12 protein-coding genes are annotated in these 14,851 nt (G+C 37.8%); all 12 read right to left on the bottom strand.

The annotated features are described in order from the left end of the window. Positions 1–58 precede the first annotated feature (58 nt). The 12 genes from R2Q70_RS18270 to bcp all read right to left on the bottom strand — a co-directional run bounded on the left by R2Q70_RS18270 (position 59) and on the right by bcp (position 14,417). Positions 59–1,483 (bottom strand): RagB/SusD family nutrient uptake outer membrane protein, encoded by a 1,425-nt coding sequence (locus tag R2Q70_RS18270; RefSeq protein WP_316808985.1) that lies wholly within the window; start codon positions 1,481–1,483, stop codon positions 59–61. 11 nt (positions 1,484–1,494) lie between these two features. Further along, the gene (locus tag R2Q70_RS18265; RefSeq protein ID WP_316808984.1) at positions 1,495–4,407 is read right to left on the bottom strand and encodes a TonB-dependent receptor; all 2,913 of its coding nucleotides are present in this window, start codon (positions 4,405–4,407) and stop codon (positions 1,495–1,497) included. A 292-nt stretch (positions 4,408–4,699) separates the two neighbouring features. Further along, on the bottom strand, positions 4,700–6,601 hold the full coding sequence (locus R2Q70_RS18260) for a 7TM diverse intracellular signaling domain-containing protein (protein WP_316808983.1): 1,902 nt from the start codon (positions 6,599–6,601) through the stop codon (positions 4,700–4,702). Between the two features lie 63 nt (positions 6,602–6,664). Then, positions 6,665–7,969 carry a HAMP domain-containing sensor histidine kinase gene (locus R2Q70_RS18255; protein WP_316808982.1) on the bottom strand — a complete coding sequence of 435 codons (1,305 nt, stop codon included), beginning with the start codon at positions 7,967–7,969 and terminating at the stop codon, positions 6,665–6,667. A gap of 137 nt (positions 7,970–8,106) precedes the next feature. Continuing rightward, complete coding sequence (locus tag R2Q70_RS18250) at positions 8,107–8,784, bottom strand: response regulator transcription factor (protein ID WP_316808981.1); 678 nt, start codon at positions 8,782–8,784, stop codon at positions 8,107–8,109. Positions 8,785–8,857: 73 nt separating this feature from the next. After that, positions 8,858–10,048 carry an aspartate aminotransferase family protein gene (locus R2Q70_RS18245; protein WP_316809090.1) on the bottom strand — a complete coding sequence of 397 codons (1,191 nt, stop codon included), beginning with the start codon at positions 10,046–10,048 and terminating at the stop codon, positions 8,858–8,860. Positions 10,049–10,117: 69 nt separating this feature from the next. Further along, entirely contained in the window at positions 10,118–10,558 is a 441-nt protein-coding gene (locus R2Q70_RS18240) for a hypothetical protein (protein ID WP_316808980.1), read from the bottom strand. A gap of 8 nt (positions 10,559–10,566) precedes the next feature. Further along, positions 10,567–11,217, bottom strand: coding sequence for a hypothetical protein (locus tag R2Q70_RS18235; RefSeq protein ID WP_316808979.1), 651 nt, complete (start codon positions 11,215–11,217; stop codon positions 10,567–10,569). Positions 11,218–11,250: 33 nt separating this feature from the next. After that, positions 11,251–11,811 (bottom strand): RNA polymerase sigma factor, encoded by a 561-nt coding sequence (locus R2Q70_RS18230; RefSeq protein ID WP_010602831.1) that lies wholly within the window; start codon positions 11,809–11,811, stop codon positions 11,251–11,253. 206 nt (positions 11,812–12,017) lie between these two features. Beyond that, positions 12,018–12,977: a transketolase family protein gene (locus R2Q70_RS18225; protein WP_316808978.1), complete on the bottom strand. Its 960-nt coding sequence runs from the start codon at positions 12,975–12,977 to the stop codon at positions 12,018–12,020. Between the two features lie 72 nt (positions 12,978–13,049). After that, positions 13,050–13,895 (bottom strand): transketolase, encoded by an 846-nt coding sequence (locus R2Q70_RS18220; protein ID WP_316808977.1) that lies wholly within the window; start codon positions 13,893–13,895, stop codon positions 13,050–13,052. Positions 13,896–13,952: 57 nt separating this feature from the next. After that, complete coding sequence (bcp, locus tag R2Q70_RS18215) at positions 13,953–14,417, bottom strand: thioredoxin-dependent thiol peroxidase (protein WP_316808976.1); 465 nt, start codon at positions 14,415–14,417, stop codon at positions 13,953–13,955. Positions 14,418–14,851: the final 434 nt, after the last annotated feature.

Genomic DNA, 14,851 nt, shown 5'->3' with positions numbered 1-14,851 from the left:
AGCATAGGCTTGCTGATATGAAAAATCAAAGGCGAAATTATCGCCTTTGAAATGAATATTAACGAATATTTGGATTTCTGTCCCATTCCGCCTGAGGGATAGGGAAGAGCAATTTCGCAGCGGTAACATTATAGTTCAGGTTTGCACCGCTACCATTTTTTTGTGCATTCATCACAGTAATTGCCCTGTTGGTTCTTAGTAAATCAAACCAACGCTGACCTTCAAATGCCAACTCTAAACGGCGTTCTTTTTCAATTGCTAAACGCATTGCCGCTTGATTTGCAGCTGGAGTAACACCTAAATTAACACGTCCACGAATTTCGTTTACAATTGGAGCAGCAGCCGACCATCCTGATGCGCTTAACTCATTTAAAGCTTCAGCTTTCAACAACTTAATATCAGCCAAACGAATAATGTAAGAATTGGCTAAATCATCATTACGATATTTGTTAATGAATGGATAATTTGATTTCGACCAATAATCATCAGACCAACCTTCGGTAACCACGTTTCTAAAGCTGATGCTTGAATTTTTACGAATCACATCACCTTCTGCATCAAAAGCAGCTACTAAGTCATTTGTTGGCGTACAAAAACGTTTCCATCCTGTACCCACAATCACACCTGTCATCCAGTTGCCACGGCCTGAAGGGCCACCCCAGCCATCGTACTGCATTTCCCAGATAGATTCGCTGTTGTTTTTATGAGCACCATCAAATAATTGATCGAAGGAGCTAATTAATGAATAACCACCATTGATCGTTGCATCTGCATATTGCTGTACTTTAGTCCAATCAGGGGATGGTTTTGAAGCATATACTTTTGCAAGCAATGCGTTTACAATTCCTTTTGTGATGATACCTTTATTAGGTGCCGAAGTTCTAACCAGTGGCAAAGCATATTCTAAATCTTTGATGATTTGTGCATAAACTTCATCAACCGACGAACGTGGTCTTTGCATTTCCTCTAAAGTAGTTGGTGATTTTAAAACCAATGGAACACCGCCCCATAATCTAACCAAATGGAAATAGAAGTAAGCACGAAGTGTTGATGCTTCACCTAAAATCTGACTTCTTCTGCCATTGGCATCTAAAGCCTGATCCTGAATGTTTGGAACATTTTCCAATACCTCATTGGCATTTTTAATATTAGAATACAATCCACTCCAATCACGACCAACGTTGCCATTGGTTGAGTTAGTGGTGAACAAATCAATTTGAATATTGGCCGGGTTATCACCACCTGCATAAGCATTATCGGCAGTTACATCACCATTAATCATATAATCCCAAATGTGGTAGTCATTGTACATGCCACCATAAGCACCTGAAATTAGTTTTTCTGCTCCTGCAGCTGTTGTAAACGCCACATCGCCAGTAACCTGGTTAAAGGGCTGTTTATCAAGGAAATCTTTTTTGCAACCACTTTGCATCGTAATGGTTAATGCTGCAGCCGCTACTAATGAATATATTTTTAGTTTCATTTTCTTATTTCTTAAAATCCAACATTAACACCGAATAATATACTTCTCGATTGAGGATAAGTTCCAAAATCAACGCCCATGTTCGGACCGTTTGCAGCGCTCACATTTACTTCCGGATCTAAACCAGAGTATTTAGTGAAAGTTAACAGGTTATATCCGGTAGCAAACACAGTAATTTTGCTCATTCTTAATTTCTCCAATACCGATTGACCAAAGCTGTACGATAAGGTCGCTGTTTTTAAACGAAGGTATGAGGCATCTTCAACAAAACGGCTTGAGGTTAGTGAGTTTTCAGAGCTGCTTCTTAATGCTTTTGGAATATTTGTGATCTGACCCGGTGTTGTCCATCTATCCAAAACTGCAACAGATTGGTTTTTAGAATCAAACATACCTTCTAGATCAATTCTGGTTGCATTGAATAATTGACTTCCTTGAACGCCTTGAAAGAAAATGTTTAAATTCCAGTTTCCGTAAGTTAAATTGTTCGTCATACCGTAGATGAATTTTGGCTGAGCAGAACCAATAAAAGTTCTATCCCCAGGGTCAGCTGAACCAGTAACACCATTGCCGTTGGTATCGGCATATTGGGCTGCACCAGTAGCTGGATTAACACCTGTAAAAACGTAACCATAAAAACTACCCAATGGCATTCCTGTAACTACTCTAACTGCTGCGTCACGCTCGTAAATGCCGGCAAAATCTAATGATTGAGTAGTAGAACCTAAATCAGTAACTTTGTTTCTATTTAATGAGAAGTTTAAATCAGTTGTCCATTTGAATTTTTCACGGTCGAAGTTTTTAGTTGATAAGGTAAACTCTAAACCTTTATTTTCCATTGCCCCAACGTTATAAGCCTGGCTACCAAAACCCGATGATGGAGGTAACTGAACGTTAATTAACAGGTCATTGGTTTTTTTCAAGTAGGCATCAGCACTAAAAGTAATTCTGCTCTTAAACATGGTTAAATCTAAACCTACGTTGGTTTGTGTTGTTTTTTCCCATGTTAGTGCGTTGTTAGCCGGATTTTGAAGGTTGTATTCGCCTTGTGCATTTACGCTGTAAAGTTTTAAGTATGCATAATCTCCAATACCTTCGTCATTACCTACTTTACCCCAGCTACCACGAAGTTTTAAATCATCAATGGTTTTGCTTTCCTTCATGAAATTTTCTCCAGAAATTCTCCAACCAGCAGAAACTGAAGGGAAATAACCGAAACGGTTTTCTTTTGCAAATCTTGATGAACCATCTGCCCTAAAGTTTGAGCTGAATAAATATTTACTATCGTATGCATAGGTTACACGGGCAAGGTATGATTGCTTGCTCCATTGTGCCTGCTGCGGAATGGTTAATGCTACAGATGGTGCGGTTGGATTACCAGCTACATCATAAAAACGAGTAGATTCGTTGTTGTTATATTTCCAGTCTGATGATTGAATGGTATAACCACCTGTTGCTGTAAAAGCATTTTTACCTACGTTTTTAGTGTAGTTCAAGATGTTCTCGTTTAACCAAACACCTTCTCTGGTCGTGTTATCACGTACCACACCTCTTTCCTGGCGACCATACGTGGTTAGGAAGTTATCAGTGAAATAACGATAGAAATTTCTGTTATTATTTGTACTGATGGTAGATTTTAAGAATAAATCTTTAGTAAAGTTTAATTGTGCACCAAAAGCACCAATAAATTTAAAGTTTCTCGTTCTATTATCAGAGCCATAGGCCAATGCCAATGGGTTATCCCAGCCACCAGCGTTTGGAATCGTAGTATATTGTCCGTTTGGCTCGAAAATACTGATTGTTGGCGGAGTGGTTAATGCACCCAAAATTACACCGCCACGAGAAACACTGCTGTTATCACCTACATCGATAGAGGTGCTTGATGTTAAAACAGCATTTCCGGTTAATTTTAACCAAGGCGTGATGTTTTGCGTGGCGTTAAAGTTAGCTGTTAAACGATCTAACTTTGCAGGTGCCACAACTCCTTGATCTTGCTGGTAACCTGTAGAGAAATAATATTGGCCACTTTTTGTTCCGCCAGAAAGTGAAATTTGATATTGATTTTGCTTTCCGGTTCCGAAAGTTTCGTTTTGCCAATCTGTATTGTAATTGCCACCAAACGAAGTATATCCGAGCTCTCTCATCAAACCAACGTATTGCTCGCTGTTTAGCACTTCTTGCTCTTGCCAGAAATTAGAAAAACCTGTAAAAGCATTAAAAGCAACTTTTAATTTTCCTGATGAACCTTTTTTAGTGGTGATTAAAACCACACCGTTTGCACCGCTTGAACCATAAATTGCTGCTGCCGATGCATCTTTTAAAATTGTCATCGATTCGATATCATTTGCATTTACAAAACTTGCATCCCTCGACGTTACGCCATCAATCACATATAATGGACTGTTAGAAGCCGTGATAGATGTGTTACCCCTAATGCTAATTGAAATACCTGCACCTGGTTTTCCTGATTGCGAACTCACCTGAATACCAGCGGCACGACCTTGAATGGCTTGTAGTGGGTTAGTAATCGGCTGATTTTCTAAATCTTTAGATGAAACTGATACCACAGCTGTTGTTAAATCTTTCTTAACGGTGGTACCGTAACCAATCACCACAACTTCGTTCAGTTGTTGATTATCATCAGATAATGTTACGTTAATGCTTGTGCGGTTGTTTACAGCCTCTTCAACAGCTTTGAAGCCGATGAATGAAAACTCCAAAGTAGCATTCTGTGGAGCAGTGATGCTGTAGCTACCGTTATCGGCAGTAGATGCTCCTTGGTTAGTTCCTTTTACTTTTACAGAAACTCCAGGCAGTGGCAGACCTTTCTGATCTTTTACTAAACCCTTTATGGTGATATTCTGCGCCATACTCAAAGAGATTCCGCATAGAATACACACCATAAGTAATGTAAACTTTTTTCTCATAATTTTTGCTCTTGTTAATTGTTATACTGGGTAAAGTTAACACTACTTCTATGTTAAATACAAGTTTTTTGAATGTTAATTTTAATGTAAGTTGCTGATATTTAGGTATTTGTATTTGTTTTGATACGCTTAAGTACCGTGCTTATTATTGTGGCTTTGGTATTGATTATCAGCGTTTAAGTACCCAAATGGTGCAGGCTGCCGGAGTGAATATGATACGCTTTAGCACCATAAATATTTTTTCGGTTTTAAGAACTAAAACAACGCAAATATGACGAATCCAAACCCAAAATTATTCAATTACCAACTGGCTCCACCCATTTTTTCCTGTTTTCTTGAGTATCTTCTTCCGATCATCCATCACTTTTTTGATTCGGGTTCCGAATGTCCAGCATGTGTTTTGTCTGATGGAAAGTAGTTCTGATAACTTATGAGAAGAGATTTTTCCTTTTGTTGAATAGATCAGGAAAATCATATAGAAGGCCTTATTGATTGGTATTCTGGTATTATGAAAAATGGTATAAGTAGTAACAGATTCCTCATAGCCACATTTGCTACACCTTCGGCTATGTAAAATATGGCCAGAAAAGTAGTGTTCACTGCTGCATTTACGGCAATGGTACCCTTTGCTCCATTTCAGTTCCGCTAAAAACTCATAGCAACTCTCTTTATCAGGATAGATTTTGCTGAATTCCTCAAAATCCACTTCCGTATTCATTACCCGATCGCGGGATACTTTTTCAACGCTGGTTTGAAGCTGCTCATTATCCTGTTCCAGCAGTACATTCATTCGCGAAATTTCCTCTGCTTGTTTTTGAAGTAGCGCATTTACCTCTTCCAGGGCCTGGTTTTTACTTTCGATAATGAGCGACTTGTGATAAACCTCACGCGTACGTTCTTCAACTTTAGTCTCTAACTCCTGGTTAACGGTATCTTTCAGTTTAGCATTAATCGCCATTTGCCTGATGATTTTTTGCTGCGCTTTATCTTTTTTAAGTTTCAGCAGCCGCACTTTATCTCCAATGGCAAACGACAGGAAAACCATCTCCAGCACAAAACAAAAACTTAAGCTGTAATAACTGATGGCACCAAAGTTTAACCAGCTTAACCCAAGCATGATTAAAAATTTCAATGTGAAACCCACAAACAAAAAACTATAGCCTAAAACGAAGAAGCGTGCCGGTTGATAGCCATTGTTATAAATGTAAATCCCTGTAAAAAAGGCTACTGAAAGCGGGATAGCTTCTATAAACTTATAGCTGAAAAGCGTCTGATCAAATAGGTAACTGTAGGCAAAAAGGATTAATCGGGCAGCAATTATTCCAACAATCAGTTGATTTAACTTTGGTGCCTTTGCTTTAACAAATAGCAATTCTCTGGTAAACAATAAGGCGAAAATACTTGTTGCACACAATGCAAATGCGTAAGCCACCTGATTCCAGGCAGGTGCATTGGGCCATAAATATTGATAGGCAATTCCATCGCTACTCATTTCGAAGAAGCCTACACTAAGGTTATAGAGTACGTAGTAAAGATATTGTTTCTGCCGGATGGCGATAAACATGATCAGGTTATAAAAGCTGAATACGAGGATCATTCCGTAAAAAATCCCGAAATAAAAGTATTCATCTAAGGCATAAGAAATGAACCACTCGGCAGTTCTAAGCACAATGATTACATCAGCTATCTGCGATGAGCTGATCTTGAAATAGTAAGTTTGGGTTTCCTTCCCTTCATTCCTGATCGGAATTTCGAAATTTTTATGGTGGATCAAGCGTTTATTGAAAGCATTGGCATCACCAAGGTTTTCCGTTTTATAGCTTTTATCTGGTTGCGGAATATATGCAGTAATGTTATCGATCGTTTGATCAAAAAATTCCAATATCAACGGCTTTTCTACAGTTTCATTGGGCTTAACTTTAATCCGGAACCAATAAGTTTTATTTAGGTTTTTAGTTTGTGGTGTGCTGGTTACACTGGCTTTAAATTGTGAATCGAATTTCGAACTTTTGATTTCATCGAACGTGAACTTATTCGCCCCATCTTCCAGTACTTCGATTTCCGTAAAAGTAAAAATATGCTGGTCCACACCATTTTGAATAGCAACAGGCTTTTGAGCCATTAATCCGGTGATGGAAGACAGCAAAATGCCTAAAAGCAGGAAATATATTTTAGTAGAAAATTGGTTCAGCATGAAGCACAAAGGTAGCAATTTTGCATATGGCAGAAGCAGGCTGCCTATCAGCTGATTTTCATATTAAAAAATAAGTGAGACACTGGTACCTTTATGCTCTTCGGATTGAATCTCGACAGTTATATGGTGGAACTTGGCAATGCTCTGCACAATGGCTAAACCCAAGCCAAAACCATTTTCTTCTGTATTGCCACGCTTGAAACGGTCAAAAGCATTATCCAACAACTCTTTTTTCATCCCCAAACCACCATCTTCAATGGTTAGGCTGTAATGGTTTCCGATATTTTTACCAGTGATGGTGATGAAACCATTTTCAACATTATATTTTATAGCATTATTGATAATGTTCATTAAAAGCGTATGAATTAATGCTTTATTGCCAATGAACTGAAAATCACTTGATAGGTTTAGGTGATAGGCAATATTTTTATCGGCTATACGGTCTTCCAGATCTTCATAAATATCCTCAATTTCCTGCTGAATGCTTAATGCCTCGGATTTTAGATATTGGTTATTTTCTACTTTAGAAATCAGTAGCAGGCTATTGATTATCAATTTTAAACGGTTAAGTGTTTTTAAAGAAGCATAAATTTTATTTTCATGCTCCTCTGGTATATCGGCTGTGTTGAGCATGTTTTCGAAACGTGTACTCAGTACTGAAATTGGGGTTAATAGTTCATGGGAAACATTGGCAATGAATTGCTTCTCTAAATCGAAAAGCGTGTTAATTTTTTTCATTAGCGCATTTACACTGTTGTCTAAAATTTTAAAATCATCGGTGCTGGTTGGAATATTTTCATAGTTGTAATGAGAAGGGTCGTCAACCAGATTAATTTTTTTGTCGATGATGGAATAAAATGGCTTTAGCAAAAAGTTGGAAAAGAAATAATCGGTTACCAGGGTGATGAGTAGTGCTGCAAATAGCACAATTAACATATAAAAACGAATGGCATTCTTGATGGATGAGAGTGACGTCATCGATTCGCCAATTTCTAAATTGTACCAGTTGGTATGATACGAAAATTTATAATTTAAAATTCGGTACACTTCAATATCACCTTCAATTTCTCTTTTTTCGGTGAAGATTTCGGCAGAGGTACTTTTCTGACTATCAGGAATATCCGTTAAAATGATGAATTCCTCTTTTAAGATGTTATAATCTGTAAAAGATTGTTCTTTATTAAGTAAGCTATCTATCTCATTATCATTCAGGTGCTCGATAATCTTATTTCTTTTCTTGATTAACCGGTTATCAAGCTGATTAAAAGCCAGTTTATCCAAAGAAAACAAGATAATTCCCCCTAATACCACGATAATCGCGATTTTGGTGATGGCATTGTATAAGGAAAACTTAACCTGTAACTTCATTTGGTTGGTTCAATAGTTCAATGGTTCATTTGTTCAATGGTTCATTTGTTCAATAGTTCATTAGTGAATACGCAAATGAGTTGCAAATAACGCGTTAAACGCTTTCGCCGGACTACGTTCTCCCGACCTCTGACTTTTTAGCAATTAATTCGATAGCCAATACTCCTTACCGTTTCGAACCAGTCGATTTCTGTTACTGCTGCAAGCTTTTTTCGGAGGTTTTTAACATGCACATCAACAAAATTGGAATCAGAATTTACTTCCAGTATGTCGCCCCAAACGTGTTCAGTTAAACTCATTCTCGAAACTACCCGATTTTTGTTCAATACCAGGTAGTTAAAAATCTCGAATTCTTTTTTTGTAAGATTCAGCCTTTCCTCGCCAAAAGCAACTGTTCTGTTTTGAATGTTGAGCAGAAAATTATGAATATTGATCTCGTTTTTCTCGAGTTTATGTTTCCTCCGGGTAATGGCATGCATCCGGGCGAGCAACTCATTTAATGAAAATGGTTTTGGCAAATAATCATCTGCACCTTCATCCAAACCTTTAATCCGATCGTCGACAGCACTTCTTGCAGTGAGGATAATTACGGCATCATCACGATCTTTGATTGATTTTAGCTGTTTCAAAACTTCAAAACCATCACCATCGGGTAAGCCTAAATCAAGTAAAATGAAATCGTAATTATTTACGAATATCTTTTCTTCCGCAGAAGATTTTTTCCAGGCATGTTCCACAATGAAACCTTCCTTGCTTAAAAATTCATCCATTTCTAAAGCCAGGCTTTTTTCATCTTCAACTATGAGTACGTTCATGAATGAGTTATAAGTGTTAGGTTATACGTTTTAAGTGATTGAGATGAATCTTTGATCTTGATTCTTTGTTCCTTTATCCTCTTACTAAATTAATGTTTTTCAGAATGATCTCGCAGGCTTCCTTAATTTCTTCTTTGGTAATGATTAATGGAGGCGCAATGCGCATGGAATTGCTGCAATGCAAAAACCAATCAGACAGGACACCATCCAAAATGCAGGCATCAATTATTTTTTTATTGATATCGAAATTTTCAAATTCAACAGCCAGCATTAAACCTTTACCTCTAATTTCTTTAATGACCGGATGTTTCAAAAGTGATTTAAAAAGTAGTCCTTTTTCTTCAACCTGCTCGACAATCTTATTATCGACTAACGTTTTTAGCGTAGCCAATCCTGCAGCACAACAAACCGGGTGACCGCCAAAAGTGGTCATGTGGCCCAAGATAGGGCTATGTGATAAAACTGACATAATCTCTAACGAACTGATAAAAGCGCCAATCGGCATGCCGCCACCAATTCCTTTTGCAAGCAGTAACACATCAGGAACCACGTTGTAGTGCTCAAAGGCAAACATTTTACCACTTCGGCCGAAACCAGATTGGATTTCATCGAAAATGAGGAGTGTTTTGGTTTCGGTACATTTTGCCCTCAACGCTAAAATGTATTCCAAATCAGCAACGCGAATTCCGGCCTCTCCCTGAATGGGTTCGATAAACACAGCAGCTATATCATCTGTAATTTTTTCAAGATCAGCTAAGTTATTGTGTTCAATGAAACTTACATTTGGTAAAAACGGTCCGTAGCCTGAAGAATAAAAATCGCTTTCCATTAAACTTTCAGCACCTTGTGTACTGCCATGATAGGCATTTTTACAAGCAATAAATCCTTTTCTGCCCGTATAACGTTTGGCCAGTTTCATGGCACCTTCAACCGCTTCGGTTCCCGAATTTAAAAAGTAAGTACAACTTAAACTTGCTGGTAAAATATCGGCTAGTGCTTTAGCAAAATTAACCTGTGGGGTTTGTACATACTCTCCGTACACCATTAAATGCATGTAGGTTTCGGCTTGCTTTTGTATGGCTTCTACAACCGCAGGATGGCAGTGGCCAACGTTGCTCACGCCAATGCCCGCAATGAGATCTAAATGTTTTTTATCAGAAGAATCATAAATGTAAACACCTTTGGCCCTTACAAATTCGAGCAATAAAGGTTCGGGAGAGGTTTGTGCATTGTGTTGTAAAAACAACTGACGTTGGGTAAGCATGGCACAAAAGTACGGAAATGAAATAGCCTTTGAAACAAAAAAGACCTGCATTGCTGCAAGTCTTCGTATCTAATTTTTTGGTCCGCCTTTAAAGCGGTTGAGCAACTCTCGCTTAAATCCTTCCTGTGCCCTGTAAAATTTTCCAACCACTTTAATTGGTAAGCTGGATTTTAAACGGTTGTAATATTTTTTATCGAGATTTAGGTCTCTCTGTTTAAAATCGAATTCACTGGTAATCAAACTTTGCACCTGAGCATCACTCAAATTATCAATCTCTGTAGTTTTTCTATAGGAGATCATTTTTTGCATGCGTTCTTTGCGTAAGGCATTTTGCTCAGCCTGCATATCATTATAAATGGGCCAGAATACTTTAGCTTCGTCTGGTGACAGATCTAATTTTTGAGTGAAAAAGGCAATTTTTAACGATTCGATTTCCTCGCCTTTTGGTCGTTGTGCCAAAAGGGTGGTGGGTAACAGGAACATTAAAGCAACGAATAATAAATTCTTCATTTTTTTAATTAGTTATTTAATTCATGAGTTAAATCACTCGGAGAGTAGTTGCTCAATATATAGTTTTCCATTTCTGTATCTGAGGCAGAAGTAGTTTTGGATGTGCTTAAGTTTTGAGCCTCCAAATGCTCAATAATTGTACTTTCATCAATGTCGTACAACATTTGTTCATTGGCAAGTTCTGCAGGCTGAGTTTGTGCAACAGGTATAGAGGTGCTATTTTGATAAAAATAAGCACCGAAGGATGCAATAATAACAAAACAAGCTGCACTGGCATACTTTACAATGTTACGCCTCCAAAGTGGAACAATATTCGCAATTTTTTGAGGTTGTTCTGCTTCAATTCTGGCGGCAATCCGATTTTGCAGGTTGTTAAAATAATTTTCCGGAACAGCAAAAGCATTTTCGGCTACAGGCAATTCCGATAACCTTACATTTGTTTCTAAACGTTCAGTAAGTTTTTCGAAATAATTTTCTGGAACTTTAAAAGCATTTTCAACTGTGTGTTGCTTTAATCCATCTATAAAAACTGATTGTTGCACCGATTCCGTCACACCTTCAAAATAGTGATCCGGTACTGTAAAAGGATTATTTTTCCCCATTGCAGCAAGGCAGGGTGCATCCTTTTTCCAATCGTTATCTTCTATATTTTCATTCATCACGGATATATGATACAATTTTTTGGAAAAGGTTTAATAATCAATTTCATCATTTGTAATAATTGCCTCAATTTTTTTTGCTGCGATGTGAAATGACGCCTTTAATGCTCCGACAGATGTGCCTAAAACTTCTGAAATTTCTTCATATTTCATATCATCAAAATACTTCATATTAAAAATGATGCGCTGTTTTTCAGGAAGGGTAAGGATGGCTTTTTGCAGTTTGAGCTCCAGTTTATCCCCATTAAAATAAGATGATGCGACTAAATTGTCGGCCAGTTCTGAAGAAACTTCATCAAGTGGGGTATTGTTTTTCTGCTTTTGTTTATTTAAAAAAGTGATCGACTCATTGGTCGCGATTCGATAAATCCAGGTGTATAGCTGCGAATCGCTTCTGAATTTATCCAGGTTTTTCCAGACTTTAACAAAAACTTCCTGGAGCAAATCGTCACAATCATCGTGATTGAGAACCAACCGCCGGATGTGCCAATAAATTTTTTGCTGATATTTTTTTAGCAGAAGATTAAAAGCCTCATTACGCGTTTTTTCGACGGCAAACATGGCAAGAATTTCTGAATCTTCAACTTGTTTCATCTATATTTTTTAGAGAGGAGCAGGTACTCGTAAGGGATGGGGCAAAGAATTAAACAATAAGGAAATTGGGAATAGATAATGGTAAATAGGCAATGTTACGTGGTAAAAAGGAAATAGGGAATGGGTAATTGAAATAAAGCCTGCACTAGCAAATGCATCTATCTATCTGTTTCCCGTTCTCTATTTCCATTTTTATATCAAAAATACTATGCTTTTTTTCTGCCGATTACTTTTTGCACAGCCTCAACAATGTTTACCGCATCTAAGCCGTATTTAGACATTAGTTGATCAGGTGTTCCGCTTTCGCCAAAAGTATCGTTTGTAGCTACAAATTCTTGTGGTGTAGGTAATTCTGTAGTTAATAAGCGGGCAACACTTTCGCCTAAACCGCCAAATTTATTGTGCTCTTCGCAAGTAACTACGCAGCCAGTTTTCTTTACAGATTTCAAGATGGCTTCATCATCTAAAGGTTTAATGGTGTGGATGTTGATAATTTCCGCATCAATGCCCAATTCAGCTAATTTTTCGCCAGCTTCAATAGCTTTCCAAACCATGTGGCCGGTTGCAATAATGGTAACATCAGTTCCTTCGTTAACCATCCACGCTTTTCCAATCTCAAATTTCTGATCAGGATCGGTAAATACTGGAATTACCGGACGACCAAAACGCAGGTAAACCGGGCCTTCATATTCGGCAATGGCAATAGTTGCTGCTTTGGTTTGGTTATAATCGCAAGGATTAATGACCACCATTCCTGGCAACATTTTCATTAAACCGATATCTTCTAAAATTTGGTGTGTTGCTCCATCTTCTCCTAAAGTTAAACCCGCATGCGACGCACAGATTTTAACGTTTTTATTCGAATATGCTACCGACTGACGAATCTGATCGTAAACACGACCTGTAGAAAAGTTCGCAAAAGTTCCGGTGAATGGAATTTTACCACCAATTGTCATACCGGCTGCAATACCAATCATGTTTGCTTCTGCAATACCAACCTGTGTAAAACGCTCAGGAAAATCTTTAATAAAAGCATCCATTTTAAGCGATCCAACTAAATCGGCACATAATGCTACAACGTTTTCATTTCTTTTTCCAGCTTCATGTAAACCAGCTCCAAAACCCGAACGTGTATCTTTTTTTTCTGTATATGTGTATTTTTTCATTATATCTTAGATATGAGATTTTAGACATTAGATATGAGACTCAAATCTCACATCTCACATCTCCAATCTGATTTAATAATCCCCTAAAGTTTCTGGTAATTGCGCCAGTGCCAAAGCCAATTGCTCATCATTTGGAGCTGTACCATGCCATTTGTGTGAGCCAACCATATAATCTACACCAGCACCCATTTGTGTACTCATTAAATTTAAAATTGGTTTACCTTTTCCGGTTAAAGTTTTGGCGTAGTGTAAGCCTTCAACAATGGCTTGCATATCATTACCATCTGTATTAATTACATGCCAGCCGAAAGCTTCAAATTTTGCTTGTAAATCATCTAAAGCGAGTACCTTACTGGTTGGTCCATCAATTTGTTGTCCGTTATAATCAACCGATGCGATTAAATGGTCAACTTTATTGAAAGGAGCAAACATTGCTGCTTCCCAGTTTTGCCCTTCCTGCAACTCTCCATCACCCAATAAAGCAAAAATGTGAGAATTATCGCCGTTTAATTTTTTTGCTAAAGCAGCGCCAATAGCAACCGATAAACCCTGACCTAATGAACCAGAAGCAATGCGGATTCCTGGCAAGTGCTCATGTGTAGTTGGGTGTCCTTGTAATCTCGAATCCAATTTACGGAAAGTTGCGAGTTCACTTTTATCGAAATAACCAGCATGTGCTAACGTACTGTACCACACTGGCGAAATATGTCCGTTTGAAAGGAAAAATAAATCTTCACCTTTACCTTCCATGGTGAAATCTGTTTTATGGTTCAACACTTCAAAATATAAAGCGGTAAAAAAATCTGTACAGCCTAGCGAAGCGCCTGGGTGGCCAGATTGACATCCGTGAACCATTCTTACAATATCTCTTCTGATTTGCGAGGCGATATCTTCTAGCTCTTTAATTGTATGTTTCATTAAAATAAGAGGTTGTTGTTACATAGCAAAGTTAATATTTTAACTGCTATATCATAATTAGTTATTGATTAAATCGAGTACCTGTTGTGTTGCATTTTTAGTGTCGACTTTTTTGATGATGTGTGACATTTTTCCCTCACCATCAATAATAAAAGTGGTACGCACCGTGCCCATATATTTTTTACCATACATGTTTTTCTCCGCCCATACGCCGTAATCATTTACAATTTTCTGGTCGGTATCTGCCAATAGGGTAAAGGGCAAACTGTGCTTAGTTATAAATTTTTGGTGCGATTTTTCATCATCAACACTCACACCTAAAACCACTATTCCTTTTGCTTGCAAGCCCTGGTAATTATCTCTAAAATCGCAGGCTTCGGCTGTACATCCAGGTGTATCATCTTTCGGATAGAAATACAATACAACGGTTTTTCCTTTGTAATCGCTTAAAGATACTTCAACGCCATTTTGGTCTTTTGACGTAATTGCAGGCGCCTGGTCTCCCTCATTTAGTTCTGCCATATATTTAATTTTAAGTGTATATGATTGATTTTGCAAGTTAAACAGTTTATCCAATTATACTGTTTAAACTTGCATAAAATATGACTTTAAGTTGTTTCGAATGGAATATTTGGAATATCATTTGAAAAGCAAAGTCTGCATTTCATTTTAATGCCCATCCCGTTTTACGCTCATACGCCTGCAGGCCTTAAGCACAGGGCCGGTATCCGCTCCAACCGGGTTTAGCAAATCAGTTTTGTGCGCAATAGAAACCGTTGGGTTGCAGTAAAAACTATTGTTTATTTCAAATCGCAAATTCATCTCAGCATCTAGGGAATAAGTTTTAATAGCAGTGTGTTAATAACCTTAATTCCTTAAGGGTAAAAAAAGAAGTTGCGTTTCTTAGTGTGTTCTCACCATTAAGGCGTTAAGGAAATAAGTTCTGATGGTCGTGT

The organism is Pedobacter agri (assembly GCF_032678665.1).
GTDB classification, from domain to species: domain Bacteria; phylum Bacteroidota; class Bacteroidia; order Sphingobacteriales; family Sphingobacteriaceae; genus Pedobacter; species Pedobacter agri_A.
This window is presented reverse-complemented; position numbering and strand designations above follow the sequence as displayed.